General features: G+C 43.2%; 6 protein-coding genes and 2 pseudogenes. 2 read left to right on the top strand and 6 right to left on the bottom strand.

Annotated elements, in window-relative coordinates; translation table 11 throughout:
- Positions 1-125 precede the first annotated feature (125 nt).
- The 4 genes and pseudogenes from C5470_RS10775 to C5470_RS10790 form a co-directional block, all read right to left on the bottom strand.
- The gene (locus tag C5470_RS10775) at positions 126-2,450 is read right to left on the bottom strand and encodes a Tex family protein (protein ID WP_166288702.1); all 2,325 of its coding nucleotides are present in this window, start codon (positions 2,448-2,450) and stop codon (positions 126-128) included.
- A gap of 759 nt (positions 2,451-3,209) precedes the next feature.
- Positions 3,210-4,259 carry a 3-oxoacyl-[acyl-carrier-protein] synthase III C-terminal domain-containing protein gene (locus C5470_RS10780; RefSeq protein WP_166288705.1) on the bottom strand — a complete coding sequence of 350 codons (1,050 nt, stop codon included), beginning with the start codon at positions 4,257-4,259 and terminating at the stop codon, positions 3,210-3,212.
- A gap of 382 nt (positions 4,260-4,641) precedes the next feature.
- On the bottom strand, positions 4,642-5,115 hold the full coding sequence (gene greB, locus C5470_RS10785; protein WP_166288708.1) for a transcription elongation factor GreB: 474 nt from the start codon (positions 5,113-5,115) through the stop codon (positions 4,642-4,644).
- Positions 5,116-5,264: 149 nt separating this feature from the next.
- A pseudogene (locus C5470_RS10790) lies at positions 5,265-5,374 on the bottom strand (helix-turn-helix domain-containing protein); the annotation flags it as partial.
- 22 nt (positions 5,375-5,396) lie between these two features.
- On the opposite strand from C5470_RS10790, the pseudogene C5470_RS22475 reads away from it, so the two are divergent.
- Positions 5,397-5,501, top strand: a pseudogene (locus C5470_RS22475) (IS200/IS605 family transposase); the annotation flags it as partial.
- Between the two features lie 65 nt (positions 5,502-5,566).
- Here C5470_RS22475 and C5470_RS10795 read toward each other — a convergent pair.
- Together C5470_RS10795 and C5470_RS10800 are read right to left on the bottom strand one after the other, a co-directional pair.
- Positions 5,567-6,742 carry an FAD-dependent monooxygenase gene (locus C5470_RS10795; protein WP_166288711.1) on the bottom strand — a complete coding sequence of 392 codons (1,176 nt, stop codon included), beginning with the start codon at positions 6,740-6,742 and terminating at the stop codon, positions 5,567-5,569.
- On the bottom strand, positions 6,739-13,965 hold the full coding sequence (locus tag C5470_RS10800; RefSeq protein ID WP_166288714.1) for a non-ribosomal peptide synthetase: 7,227 nt from the start codon (positions 13,963-13,965) through the stop codon (positions 6,739-6,741). Before C5470_RS10800 ends, C5470_RS10795 begins: the two co-directional genes overlap by 4 nt.
- 640 nt (positions 13,966-14,605) lie before the next feature.
- On the opposite strand from C5470_RS10800, the gene C5470_RS23625 reads away from it, so the two are divergent.
- Positions 14,606-14,776, top strand: coding sequence for a GreA/GreB family elongation factor (locus C5470_RS23625; protein ID WP_166288717.1), 171 nt, complete (start codon positions 14,606-14,608; stop codon positions 14,774-14,776).
- Positions 14,777-14,851: the final 75 nt, after the last annotated feature.

Below are 14,851 nucleotides of genomic sequence, written 5' to 3' on the forward strand. Positions count from 1 at the left end.
TTCAATAATTGATGTTCAGTAAGTTACTGAGGTTGACGGGGATAAGTGCATTTGAATTTTACCTGATAGCTGAGATGAGATATGCACTGCTAAAGCAGTGCATAGTGTTTGCGATTATAAGACTATCAACGTTTTTTGCCGAATGCGGCGGCCAGCGCATCACTCATGGCACTGTTTCCGGCTGGAGTTGAAGTGCGCGGAGTAGTCCGGTTTTTGTTATTACGTTCAGGGTGGCGGTCAGTTTGAGGATTGTTACTGCGGCGTGAGTGGGTTTCTCCCGGTTGTTCATCAAGACGCATGGTCAGCGCGATACGCTTACGGCTCAGATCAACTTCCAGCACTTTGACTTTGACGATATCACCTGCTTTTACTACGGTGTGAGGATCTTCCACAAAGCGATCGGACAGCGAAGAGATGTGCACCAAGCCATCTTGATGAACGCCGATATCGACAAATGCGCCGAAGTTAGTCACGTTAGTGACCGCACCTTCCAGTACCATCCCCGGATGCAGGTCATTCATCGTTTCCACACCGTCAGCGAAGGTCGCGGTTTTAAACTCCGGGCGTGGGTCACGGCCTGGTTTTTCCAGCTCTTTCAGAATATCGGTAACGGTTGGAACACCAAATTGTTCTGTGGTGAAATCCTGAGGCTTCAATCCACGCAGTGAGGAAGGATCGCCCATCAATTCCTGGAGTTTTTGTTCGGTGGCCGCCAGAATTTTCTCAACCACCGGATAGGCTTCCGGGTGAACAGTCGAGGCATCCAGCGGGTTATCACCGTGATTAATACGCAGGAAGCCGGCACACTGTTCAAACGCTTTTGGCCCAAGGCGGCTGACTTTTAGTAATTGTGCACGGTTATTGAAGCGGCCATTCTCATCGCGCCAGTTTATGATGTTCTGGGCAATCATACGGGTCAGCCCGGCAACTCTGGTCAATAGCGGAACAGAAGCGGTATTCAGATCTACGCCGACGGCGTTTACACAATCCTCAACGACCGCGTCCAGCTTTTTGGCAAGTTGGGTCTGGCTGACATCATGTTGATATTGACCTACACCGATAGATTTCGGATCGATTTTCACTAATTCAGCCAGTGGGTCTTGCAGACGGCGGGCGATAGAGACCGCACCGCGTAGTGAAACGTCCAGGTCAGGAAATTCCTGTGCTGCCAGTTCAGATGCAGAATAAACAGAGGCTCCTGCCTCACTGACAATCACTTTTTGGGCTTTTATCTCTGCGAACTGTTTTTGGACATCCGCAAAGAAACGTTCTGTTTCGCGGGAAGCGGTTCCGTTACCGATAGCGACCAATTCCACCTGATGTTTGATACACAACGCGGCCGTGCTTGCGGCTGCTTTGGCGGTTTGCCCGGTGTGCGGATAGATAGTGTCTGTGGCAATCAATTTGCCGGTTGCATCAATGACGGCAACTTTAACACCGGTACGCAGACCTGGATCGAGTCCCATTGTCGCGCGCATACCCGCTGGTGCGGCCATCAACAGATCTTGCAGGTTACGGGCGAATACCTTGATAGCTTCATCTTCTGCTTTCTCACGTAAAGTGCTCATCAATTCCGTTTCAAGATGCAGCAATATTTTGACACGCCAGGTCCAGTTTACGACGGCTTTGCGCCAGCTATCCGCCGGTGCGTTGTTCAGGCGCAGATTAAGATGTTGGGTAATAATCTGTTCGCAGTAGCTCTCTTTGGGTGGTTCATCAAACTGGGGATCAGCATTCAGGGAAAGTTGCAGCATGCCTTCATTACGGCCACGGAACATGGCTAATGCGCGGTGAGAAGGGACCTGTGCGATAGGTTCATGGTAATCAAAATAGTCGCGGAATTTAGCACCTTCTTCTTCTTTTCCGGTGGCGACTTTGGCGACCAAATGGGCATTTTTCCATAAATAGTCACGAACTTTTGCCAATAATGTTGCATCTTCGGCGAAACGTTCCATCAGGATATAACGAGCGCCATCCAGAGCGGCTTTAGTATCGGCTACACCTTTATCGGTATCAACAAAAGTAGCGGCAACCAATTCCGGTTCTTGTTGTGGATCTTGCCACAGAGAGTTCGCCAAAGGTTCAAGACCTGCTTCAATCGCGATTTGCCCGCGGGTACGACGTTTCGGCTTGTATGGCAGATAAAGATCTTCCAGTTCGGTTTTGCTCAGGGTGCCATTAATGGCTTCGGCCAGTTCTGGTGTCAGCTTGCCTTGTTCGTCAATGGATTTAAGAATGGTTTGGCGGCGGTCTGACAGTTCGCGCAGATAACCAAGACGGCTCTCAAGTTGGCGAAGTTGGGTGTCATCCAAACCGCCGGTGGCTTCTTTACGATATCGTGCAATAAAAGGGACAGTATTCCCTTCATCCAGCAAACTCATCGCTGAAAGGACCTGCTGTGGCTGGGCCTGTAGCTCACTTGCAATAATTTGGCTTAAGGATTCATTCATGTTGTGTTTTCTTCTGGTGGATAAGCTTCAAATATTCACAAAACCCCCTTTATACGTTCTGAGAGAAACAATTTCCAGTTCACGTCTGATCTTATTCTGGCGGGCTACGACATAATTCAACAAATTTGTTGCCGGTTACGCTATAGCAACTGCGGTTAAATCAAATTTTTTCATTAGATTTTTCGCGTAAGGAATTAGTTACATTGCCCGTGAAGGCGAGCCTACTCTGGGCTTTTATACAGAAATATTGATGGAAAGAGTTGCCTCGTATGTGAATCAGGCTGTTATCGTAACTGTAACGCAATGGAGCCAATTATTGTTACTCGTCCCATTTCTGGAATTGGAGGAAATTGAATTTTGTTTTGAGAGGGTGGATATAAATAAAAAAATATTTAGGATTAGTGAAGCTAATTTAATTAAAGAAATGTAGAATAAAATATGTGTTCAGAGTCATTTTATTTTTTTATTAATTCAGGCCAGAAGACTTTTCGGTCTTCCGGCTTTATTGATGATCTCTCTAGATGAATCTCTACTTCAGGCCAATGTGGACAGGAGTTTACGTATTGTATCTTTAATCTGACATATCTGTTTCTTTATCATTAGCAGCGCAGGCGCATATCTCAGCTCTAGCCCGTTGTGATAATATCGATGCTTCAAATATGTATCAAACTGGGATAGTAATATCAATTAGCTTCGGTGATATATTTCCGATTTCGTGTACCTTGCTATTTGCTTTGGTCGTATCAGTAAAAATGCGTATTAAAGTTTAAATGATATTGCAGCAAAAACCATTCCACCGCTTCCTGCCCATCCCATGCAGAACTGCTCTTTCTCCAACATGTCTTGGTGAACAGCATCAATGATTCCAAAAGGAATAGAGGCAGTAACAATGTTACCTGTTTTGTGTCCAACATGATGCATCTTGTTATCAACACCGATCGACTGTCCAAATTCGTGCCACATTTTTGGTGAACCAGTGTGAATAAAGATCTTGTGAATATCATTGTTGGAAACTTGGTGCTTATTAAATACCTCTATTGTTCCTTCCCGGCCATATTCATGTAGTAGTGCTGCGTATGAATTAAACCGGCATTGTCCACCAAGAGGTGAAATACGTTCAACATCAGAATCGTTACAAAACAGTTCCCAGTTAGGTAAGGAAATGGTAGATAAATCGCCTAAATCTGGTCTGTTGATATAAGAAAATTGGAAGTTGTCAGGTGATTCATTACTCAGTATGGTGACAGTTGTTGCTTCGCCTATCGTAAAACTTGGAAATTTATAAGCCAGTTCTGATGAAGAAGACAAAGAAAAGTTCTGTGGGAAGATAGGCCCACCATCGGACATACCAAACTCCATATTAACAATAGCAGCATAGCGTATTTCACCCGCCTTCATTTTGCTATTGATAATATCCATCGCTGTCACCCAACCATTACAGGCGTCTATGACATCGTAATTCCTGCAATTGAGTCCCAGTGCTTTTGCGATAAAGGTACTATTGGCCGGCTCAGTGAAGCCACGAGTGACGCTAGGGTAGATCAACAGATCGATTTCTGCTTTGCTGATATTAGCTTGTTCTAAAGCGCGATCGAATGTTGCTTCCATGAGTTGCATGGGCTTTTCACCCTCAGCTAGCCAATATCGGGTTTCTATACCACTCTTATTGAGTAATTTTCCGATTGATTTTAAGGTCTTGGGTAAATCTCCCTGAAAAGTTTCTTTTGAATGTTGCTCAACTAAATTAATAATTTCTTGATTTGTGACAAGCCGTGATGGAAGTGATCCTGCTATGCCTGCTATTTTCATTAATGCATCCTCTAGATAAATATCTTGAAAATTCTGTTTTTCTAGTATTTTAGTAAAAAATGAAATTTAATTTCTACTCTGTATAGTACAGAGTTATATTAGAAATAATTAGAAATTATATTTCCACGAAATATAAACAAGGGAGTTACATATCAGTAAAGTTTATTGTAAGCTTAACTTCCTCGATTGAAATAATTTGGTTGCTTATATTTCTAACATAAGTCCGGCTCAAATCAAGTGGCGAATATTATTTTTTATTTCTTTATATTCAGACTGTGTAAACTTTAAAATACATTCCGTTTTTATGAATTTATATGCGTGACTATTATCAAAACTAAATAGAGTTGGAATTTAATTATATCATGTTGAAACAGTATACAGACTATTTAATATATTCGATCTCATTCACGTACCACAAGACTTCTCCTGTTGGTGTATGAACGATTGCACTGTCTCCGACCTCTTTCTTCAGTAAAGCCCGGGCCATTGGAGAATCAATTGATATGTAGTCTTTGCGACCAAAAATTTCATCGTACCCGACGATACGGAAGCGTTTAATCTCCCCTTGATCATTTTCGATTTCTACCCATGCGCCGAAGAACACACGCCCATCTTGTTGAGGGGAGTAATCAACACACCGTAGTTCTTCCAGACTCTTGGTTAGGTATCTGACTCTTCGATCAATCTCCCGTAGTCTCTTTTTGTTATATTGATAATCTGCGTTTTCGCTCCTGTCTCCGAGACTTGCCGCCCAAGTGACTTTTTTAGTGACTTCCGGGCGTTCTTCACGCCATAGATAATCCAATTCTTCTTTTAGTTTGTTGTAACCTTCGCGGGTTATAAGCTTAGTCTTCATTTTATGTTGTAGAGACAGTAAGTTGCATTGTTGACATCCTCCCCGCCCAAAAGGACGAAGATCCCTACCCGTGTTCAGACCGAAGCCTGGCTCATTTCGGCGTTCGCTGTATATCCGCATACCTGACACTCGAATCCGACCATCGTCGTGGCTTCATGATCCTCGTTCTGGAGCGCAAGTGAACGGTTGAAAACAAAACGACAAGCCCCTGCTGACCGCTTGGTCTTAATTGAAATTTAACGGCTTGAAATCGTTTCATATCCACTATTATATTTTGGTCTATGAAAAATGAAACTGATATTCGCCGTGGTAGACATTGTGTTTTCCTGATGCACATATATTTGGTGTTTGTCACAAAATACAGGCGAAAAATATTTGATCAGGATGTGCCATAGAGAAACTGCGAATTTCGATGTTAATCGAGAGCAAGAGACTTTGCCAGTAGGTAGCTTCAACGAGGGTTTGTAACATAAACCATGGGAAATATCAGGGAGTTTTTGATATTCTGTTTCAATGTCGATTCAGGCGCTAGGCGCAGGGCCAGATCTCGTTTCAATCGAGGGAAAAAACGCTCCTCCTGCTCGATATCACTCATCGATCTTGAGGCATTGACCAGCATTTCTGTTCTTGGGATACGTGTTTTTTCATAAAAACGCAACGCCGCTATAGGATCAGCTTTCTGCATGATAGCGTGAGCCAGAACAGCAGCATCTTCCATTGCCATTCCGGCTCCTTGCCCTAAGCTGGCCAGCATCGGGTGCGCGGCATCGCCTAATAATGTGATGCGGCCTTTTCCCCAATGTGGAGAAAAAGGACGATCTTGAGCGGGAACGGCGATAATATCTGTCGAAGGTGTTTTTAAGATGATATCTGAAACAATATTCGGCCAGCCTTGGTAGAAACCTGCAACATCTTGGTTGGTGCCTTGCCAGGTTCGTGCTTGTTTGTCTTTCATATTGGCCGTTCCCCACCAATAAATTTCTTCCCCACCAATGTCAATTAAACCAATCCGTTTACCAGCTCCCCAATAATGCACGATATAACCTGGCGTAATTTGCTGATGCCGGTAACGAGTGATAGCTAACCAGCAAATATAATCAGCAGTGCGGGTAGGTTCTGAACCATGAATTAGATTCCGTACGGTAGAGTAAATGCCATCGGCACCGATGAGTATGTCTCCCTGGATTTCATGACCATTAGCAAATTTTACAGATACATCAGTGGCAGATTGATGGATTTCAACTGCCTTAGCCGATGTTTTGACTTCAATACCGGGTAACTGTTGCAGCAGTGCCTGTTGTAATGCCTTACGCGAGATACACACGCTGGCAGCGCCGTTTTCTGCGGAAACCTCAGCCAATGGCAGTTTCCTTAATAAACGATTGCCGGCAGTACGTATTTCAAAGGTTTTGGCTGGAGCGCCAAAGTGCTCCAAATTAAGATTGATGCCTAGGGTGCCAAGCGCAACTGAGGCATTAGACATCACTGATAACCCAGAACCACGGGTCCTCAGCTCCGGTGCTTGTTCGTAGATCTCAACGGTACAACCGATATGTTGCAGAGTGACTGCGGTTGTCAACCCACCAATTCCTGCACCTATGATAATGACTTTCAAAGGTTTATTCATTTTATGCTCTTAATTGATGTTGCGGTTAGGGAGGAAGAGATACGCATTTCATTCAAAATCACTTTTGCGACTTCGGCAACGCAGGGTTCTTCCATTATTTCCAGATGATCGCCAGGGACATCAATGACATTCAACTTACCTGTAGTTTTATTGCCCCAGCCATTTTGGGGATCACGATATTCACTGCGGATCGTGTCATGCATCGAACGCAATACGTTTGGTAAAGGTCGGGTCGCATGCAACAATGTCATGTCAATATCAGCAATGTGATGAGTTGAATAATCTGCGGCAGCCTGCCAGTTAGTCCTGTAGACTTCAAACAGTCGCTGTACCACAGCTCTTGAACTCCCCTGTGGAATGGCTCCAATCGCGATGGCGTGTTCGGTAATGTATTCAAAACGTTCCTGTAAGGTGGTGATGTATTCGGGAACAATTTGTTCAGGTAAATCCGCGCCTTGGTTAAGCCATAGTAGTTCCCAGAAGAACCAATTCAACAAGGCGTTATCATCTGTTTTCCCTTGTGATTGTGCATTCAGCGCCGTCGTATCCAGTACAAAAAGATCAGCTATTTTTTCGCCTGCTTCTTTCAGTTGCCGGGCCATTTCAAAAGCGACAAAGCCGCCATATGACCAGCCGCCCAGTGAATAAGGCCCTTGTGCCTGTACCTGCCGGATAGCTTGAATATAGTTAGCTGCCTGCTGTTGTATCGTGGTGAGAGGTGTTGATCCTGCTTCAACACCGTGAGCCTGCAATGCATAAAATGGCTGGTCTATCGGGAAATGTTTAACTAAACGAAGGTAAGACAGAACGTTACCGCCCATTGGATGGACAAAGAATAGTGGGCGGCGTTTACCGGTGGTACGCATCGGCACCAGTGGGCTAAAGTGCGCTTGTGCATCACTATGGCGAACCCGCAGCGCCAACTGGGCAATTGTTGGATCACTGACAAATACCGATAGCGGAATATTGACGCCAAAATGTTTTTCAACCAATACCACCAAACGCATGGCTGTTAGAGAGGTTCCTCCCATATCAAACAGATTCTGATGTACAGAAATCGATGGGATTTTTAACAAATCGGCAGCCAGTTCGCATAATGTACGTTCATGGCTATCTTCAGGCCGCCCATCATGACTGTCGATATGTTGCCGGGTGATAACGGTTTGGCTTAATTGACCATCATCCCTTTTGCCACTCGGTGTTTTAGGCAGGGAATCTAACCATTCGATATGGCTGGGGATCATATATTGCGGCAGAGTGGCGAGCAGATGTTCAGATACCTTATCAACTATATTGTCACTCTTTTCTCCCACCAGAAATGCTACCAGGAAACGGTCATTGATATTACGTTGCTGAACAACAACGGCGACGTCTTTGATGAATTTATCTGCACCTGGTGTACTGGCAATAGCGAGTTCCACTTCGGCCAGTTCGACCCGGTAACCACGTACCTTAACTTGGGAGTCTTTACGTCCCAGGCACAATATCACACCATTATTCAATTTGATGCCCAGATCACCGGTGCGATACCATTTCCTTGGGGAGTTTGTGAGTGTAATAAAACGTTCAGCGCTCAGTTCCGGTTGATTGTAATATCCCAGGGCTAATGAGGAGCCACTAACATAAATCTCACCACGTACTCCAGGTAACACTTCCTGTAGTTTATCATCCAGGATCAACACGTTAACATTGTCAATCGCGGTTCCGATAGGCGGCAATGCCGGGAAAGTTTCAGTATGACCGCTCATGGTAAATGAGGTAACAACGTGCGTTTCTGTTGGTCCGTATTGGTTTTCAAGGAGCCCATCTTCGAGTTTGCCAATAAACTTCCTGATTTCATCCGTAACGCGTAACTGCTCTCCTGATGAAATGACTACTTTTAGTTTTTCGGGGTAAATATTCAATGTATCCGCTGTTTCTGCCAATTGTTGCAGAACAACATAAGGCAGATAAATGCGCTCGATTTGGTGCTGATGAAGCAATCGGAGCAGGTTAGCCGGATCTTTGCGCTGCTCATCTCTGACAAGATGTAATGTTCCGCCTGAGGCTAATGTGGAGAAAATTTCCTGGAACGAAACATCAAAACTCAGTGGTGCATATTGCAGTGTCGATGATGCCCGGATTCCACTGGTTGTTGTGTTTTGCCATTTCACTAAATTAGCCAGACTTCGATGCGGCATGGCAACGCCTTTTGGTATACCGGTAGAGCCGGAAGTGAAGAGTAAATAGGCTATCTGCTCAGGAGCAATAGTAACGGCAGTCGGTTGTATTAATGAATCTGGCCCTTGAAGCAACTCATTCACATCAATTAATGGCGTAGAGGAAAGTAGAGGGCTTGTTGGCTGCTGCTCTGTATTGGTAATAATGATCAATGGTTTTACCTGCCCAATCATTGCTTCAATGCGTTGGGCTGGATAACTTAAATCCAGCGGAAAACAGATCCCTCCTGCACGTAATACACCGATCAATGTTGCAATCAATTCCGGTGAGCGCTTCAACGCAATTCCTATTGGCGTTTCTGCGCGAACGCCCTGTTTTACTAAAGCATCAGCGATAAGTGCCGACTTATGCCAAAGTTCATCAAATCGCCATTTTTCATTGCCATATTTCAGCGCGATTGCTGACTTATGCTGGCTGGCAGCCCAGTTGATAGCATCAATAACAGATGTGAAAGTTGAAGAGGGAGTAATAGCATGAGTGGGTACTTTGGGTATGGTGCTAAGTGAGGCTTTTTCGTCACTGCGGTTGACAATATTTCTGAGAATGGTTAAGTAGGCATCAATAAACATATCAGCCTGAACCGATGAGAACACTGTACCATCAAAGTCACAACGTAATACGTTACGGCCGGTAGCAAAATCCGTCATAACGTTGACCAGGATTTCAAAATGGGTTTCTTCCCAGGGTGTGAATGAAATCAAACGCAAATCGGGAGAATTAAAGACTTCTACTAATGCATGGAAATAGACATAGTTAAAAGCAGTGCTGATTTTTGCTCCATCGCCCGCCGCTTGCTGGATAGCATTGAGTGGGTATTTTCTATGTGGCGAATGACGTTGCTCTGTGATAAAGACGTCATTGACACATTCTATCCAGGTTTTACCTGTTGCTGAAAAACGAACCGGTAATGTATTAAGGAATAACCCCAATAAATATTCTGAGTTCTGTGCCTCAGGCCGACTATGAGTGATTAAGCCCGTAGCAATTTCATCCTGTTCAGCAAATAAGGCAATTGTGGCGCAATGTGCAGCGAAAAATACGGACTTAGTTGATACACGTTTTTGTTGTACCCAGTCTTTTAGCCGTTCTTCTATATCACCAGGTAGTGATATTGATTTCGATATCAATACTTCATCAGATGGAACATCATAGAGTCTATAGCCCGTAACCTGTGTCCGGGATAATCCAGAAAGCTCATTCTGCCAATAAGTTCTGTCCTTTACGGATGTTAGCGATAGTAATTCATTCCGTACAGACAATGCGGGTGACGGCAGATGGATATCAGTCATACCATTTCCATCACTATCGATGTAGTGATGTAGTAATTCGCGTATCAGATTAGCCACACTGCTGCCATCCAGGATTGCATGGTGAAAACTCAGAATGAGTTCAAGAGCTTCTGTTGTTTTAAATAATCTGATGCTAAATAGTGGTGCATGATTGAAGAGATAATGATGGCGTGTCTGCTGATACATATATTGGATAATTTGATATTCAGCGTGAATAATATCAATTGTACTGAGATCAGTAATTACAACAACTGAATCAATATCAATAGATTCATATTCATTCACAATTTGCAGAGGTTCTTTAAAGTCAGCCAGATTAAAGTGTGAACGCAGAGCTGGGTGCCTTTGAATCAATCCCGCTGCACTTTTCCTGAAGTGATTGGGTTCCCATTTAGCTTGAAGGGTATAGCGGAAAACATCTTTGTACTTTGCTGAATCATTGGCCTGCTGGCTATGATAGATCAAACCCAGTTGCAGCTGTGTCGCCGGATAGGCATCCACAAAACCAGATAATCTGGCCTTTTCAGCTTCATCAATCAGGGCAAATGGCAACAGATCCAACGTGTCTGCGATAGGTTGTGAGAGTTCAACCTGATGGCTCAACTCAGAAATGGTCAGGTATTGCGTCAACTGCGACAGAGTGACTTTGATGCCTGCTTTTTCAGCTTCGGAACGGATTTTCAGCATCAGGATTGAATCACCACCGATAGCGTAGAAACTATCTCTAATACCAACATTGCTGATGTTCAGAACGCTTTGCCATATTTTAACCAAGGTTTTTTCAAGTTCGGTTGAGGGCATATGTGCCGCCTCAAGAACTTTATCCTGTGTTAGCTGACTCAGCGCATTGCGATCCGCCTTACCATTCGGTGTCAGAGGAATAAAGGGTACAGCAATAAATTTTGCCGGTACCATAAATTCAGGTAAGGAGTCTAACAGACGGTCACGCAGCGTATCTGCGGTATAATTTTTACTGGCGACATAATAGGCGCAAAGATAGGTGCCACGTTGCTCATCATGCTCAGGAAGGACTTCTGCACTGGTAATGCCCGACATTCTCTCCAGCGTGTTCTGGATTTCGCCCAACTCGATCCTGTTTCCACGGATTTTTACCTGATTATCAATACGTCCAAGATATTCGATGCTGCCATCAGGCAACCATCTGGCCAGGTCCCCGGTGCGGTACCAACGCTCTGTTGTTAAACCGGATATGTCACGGATAAACTTCTCATCAGTTAATTCAGGCTTGTTAAGATATCCACGAGCCAGACCCACGCCACCAATTTGTAATTCCCCTGCTACACCAATTGGCTGCCGGGTGTTGTGAAGCGACATAATACGCAGCGCGGTATTATTGATAGGATAACCAATTGGCACTCGGGTAATGTCTTCTGTTGAATCAGGAAAGATCTCATAGTAGGAAACATCGACTGTTGCTTCGGTGGGTCCGTATAGATTAACTAATAGCGGCACGTCTTTGCCAAACTGTGTAAAGATCTTCTTAAATTGATTTACCCGGGCGGGGGATAATGTTTCGCCGCTGGTGAAAATTCTGCGTAGACTGCCAATTTGGCGGATCAACTCAGGTTGCCTTTCCAGTACATTCAGGAAAGGAAGCAGCATTGAAGGAACAAAGTGCACTGTCGTTACATCATATTCTTTAATCGCTTTAATGATCTCTAAAGGATCTTTTTGTGCTCCGGGTGGCAACAAAGCGACAGAGGCGCCAGTCATTGACCACCAGAATAATTCCCATATGGAAACGTCAAACGAGATAGGTGTTTTTTGCAAAATAACATCGGTTTCATTTAACGGATATTTCTCCTGCATCCATTCCAACCGGTTAACGACTGATCTGTGTTCAATCATTACACCTTTCGGCCACCCGGTGGAACCTGAGGTATAAATGATATAAGCCAATGAATTGGGGCCAGAACGATTACGTAATGGTAATGTTACGGTATGAGATGCATCCCGGCTGTTTAGCACTTGATAGTGTTCAGCGAGTGTTTCATTGATTGGGTATTCTGTCAGAATAACGAAAACGCCACTATCTTGCAGAATATATTCTATTCTTTCAGCAGGATAAGAAATATCAATGGGCAGGTAAGTTGCCCCCACTTTCAGGGTGGCAAAAATGGAAGCTAACATTTCCTCGCTACGTTCCATCATAACGGCAACAACATCCCCGGATTGCACTCCATGCCCGACCAGCATGGATGCAATACTATCGGTATGAGTCCGTAGTTGTTGATAACTCCAGGATTGTGCCACGTGTTTTGCCGACTTAATGGCAATGGCTCCAGGATGTAAAGCAGCCTGTTTTTCAAATAAGGTAGAAATGGTTTCTCTATCAGAGAAAGAGATGTTCGGCCCCTGTTCAAAGAATTGCAGTTGTTGTTGCTCCTCTGTCGGAGAGATATCAATATGTGAAATCCAACTGTCCGGTGCTGTGATGATTTGTAAAATTATTTGTGAGAGTGATGCGATAAACTGTTCAAATGAATAGTCAGTATTGAAAACATCAGCGGCACCCCAGAAATTGATAGCGACATCATTGTTATCACCGTTGGTCATCATATAAATGGCTAAAACATCTGTTTCATGACCATTGGCGTAAGCATTTACATGGTACTCAATCTCTTCGAACGCAGGAATCTTCTGTAACTGAATATAGGAAACTATGACATCAAATAGCTGGCGGGAAATATTGCCGGCTCTATTGCGTGTTTTTATTAGTTGGCTCAGAGGAACATGTTCATATCGTTTCAGGAATTTGATTTTTTTCTTAATTTGCTGTGCTAATACCCGCAAGCTCATCTCGGAGTCAACTGTCACGGAAATTGGCAGCGTATTGGCCCATTCACCAATGATATTGATATTACTTTCCTGACGGTTAAATAGTGGGGTGCCGATAGTGATATGAGAATTGTTGTGTATCCGAGCTAATAAAATAGCCAGTGCTGTGGTCATAACTAGAAAGGGGGACATTCCAGTTGCTAATGCACTTTCAACCTGAGAACGGGTTAATGTCATCTGCTGTTTTATAAATTGGGTATTTTCGGTTGATTTCTTACGGGTAAATAAAACGGGTTCAACTCCCTCGATAGTTTTCGCCAACGCAGAGACATCATTCACCATAGAATGATGTTTTAGATGTTCTATCGAGCGGGTAATAGCCTCCAGATACTCTTTTTGCGTGTTAACATATTCTGGGACGGGTTTTGAACTCTGATATTGCTGGAGGATTTTGGTGCTGAGTAAATTTATCCCCCAACCATCGCAAACAATATGATGGGTACGTAACAAAAGGGCAACATAATTAGCCTGGTTCAGGGTGACAATGGCGACTTCTAACAGAGGAACACCGGTTAAACTGAAGACTTTAGCCGGCCATGCCGAAATAAAGTCTTCACTAGTTTGAGATTGTGATTGTAAATATTCGTTGTTGATTATCTCAACTTTAACCTCAGCCATACAATGATTGATACGCTGGGTTAATAACTCATTTTCTTCTAAAATTTGTATTTTGCCGATGATTTCCTGATTAAGAACATTATTTACCGCCATAACGAGCTTATCAAGATTAATATCCCCGGAAAGATACCGTATATGTGCCAAAGTGTATTGAGCACTTTGTGGATTGCGCTGATTTTCAAAAAAGATATCTTGTTGATACGGAGTAAGAGATATTAAATTTTGTAATTGTTTCATATCGTAATCCTTGGAGACGAAAAGGAACACTCTATGTCATTGCAATTATGTCGACTTTTCATTGTCAAGCAAAGAAATGACATAACTAATTGATTTATTATAAAAATAATCATATTTTTGATTCTGGTTGGGTGAGTCATGTATTATTTTTCATATTTATTAATAATAGACATAATTTGTCATCTGTGACATAAATTGTAAATTATATTTAAGTTTTTTAACCGCTAAAGAGTAAAATTTTTGCTCGGAAAATTGTGAGTTAATAAATCCTTCCCATTTTGCAAGGTCAGCGCATGAGTTACATTTGGGAGGCAAGATCATCGTCGTTTCTTTAGCCATTGCCTGCGAAAAAGTGAGTATCCATTCAGCATTGAAGCATTGTATTGGTTGCATGACAGAAAATGTGACGCGCTTCCTGCTTTATTGATAATGAAAAACAGGCCAGAGGGTTCAATCGGAGAAAAAGCGAACTAAATTGTTTATTATGGTAAGAAAAGATTAATAGAAACCTATCCGGGTAGTTTTTTGTCCAAGCATTGGGATGTATTGAAAATGATCGATTCAGATCCTCGTCAGGAAGAAAAGGTTTATGCTAGCGCGGGGATCAGATGGGAAGATGATATGAAGCGGAAAGCATTGTTTGTTTAGCCTGTCTGATGAATTTGGTGCAGTTATCTGGTGGATTTCGGTTAATTCCCCGGTAGCCAGGATATTGATGAATAAACCAGTCGGTGACGAAATTATCGTAAAAAATCAATGTATAACAGCTAATTACAGGATTTTGCCAGTCAGTGGTTTACCACTGAATTAATCATTTAGATTAATAACGTACGAAAATAAGTCCTATAGAAATTATCTTAAAATATATATATCTGGCTTCTATCTT

Source organism: Photorhabdus stackebrandtii (assembly GCF_011189495.1).
GTDB lineage: Bacteria > Pseudomonadota > Gammaproteobacteria > Enterobacterales > Enterobacteriaceae > Photorhabdus > Photorhabdus khanii.

Coding starts and splice junctions, on each gene's coding strand:
- C5470_RS10775 (WP_166288702.1), bottom strand. CDS start 2,450: ATGAATGAATCCTTAAGCCAAATTATTGCAAGTGAGCTACAGGCCCAG.
- C5470_RS10780 (WP_166288705.1), bottom strand. CDS start 4,259: ATGAAAATAGCAGGCATAGCAGGATCACTTCCATCACGGCTTGTCACA.
- greB (WP_166288708.1), bottom strand. CDS start 5,115: ATGAAGACTAAGCTTATAACCCGCGAAGGTTACAACAAACTAAAAGAA.
- C5470_RS10795 (WP_166288711.1), bottom strand. CDS start 6,742: ATGAATAAACCTTTGAAAGTCATTATCATAGGTGCAGGAATTGGTGGG.
- C5470_RS10800 (WP_166288714.1), bottom strand. CDS start 13,965: ATGAAACAATTACAAAATTTAATATCTCTTACTCCGTATCAACAAGAT.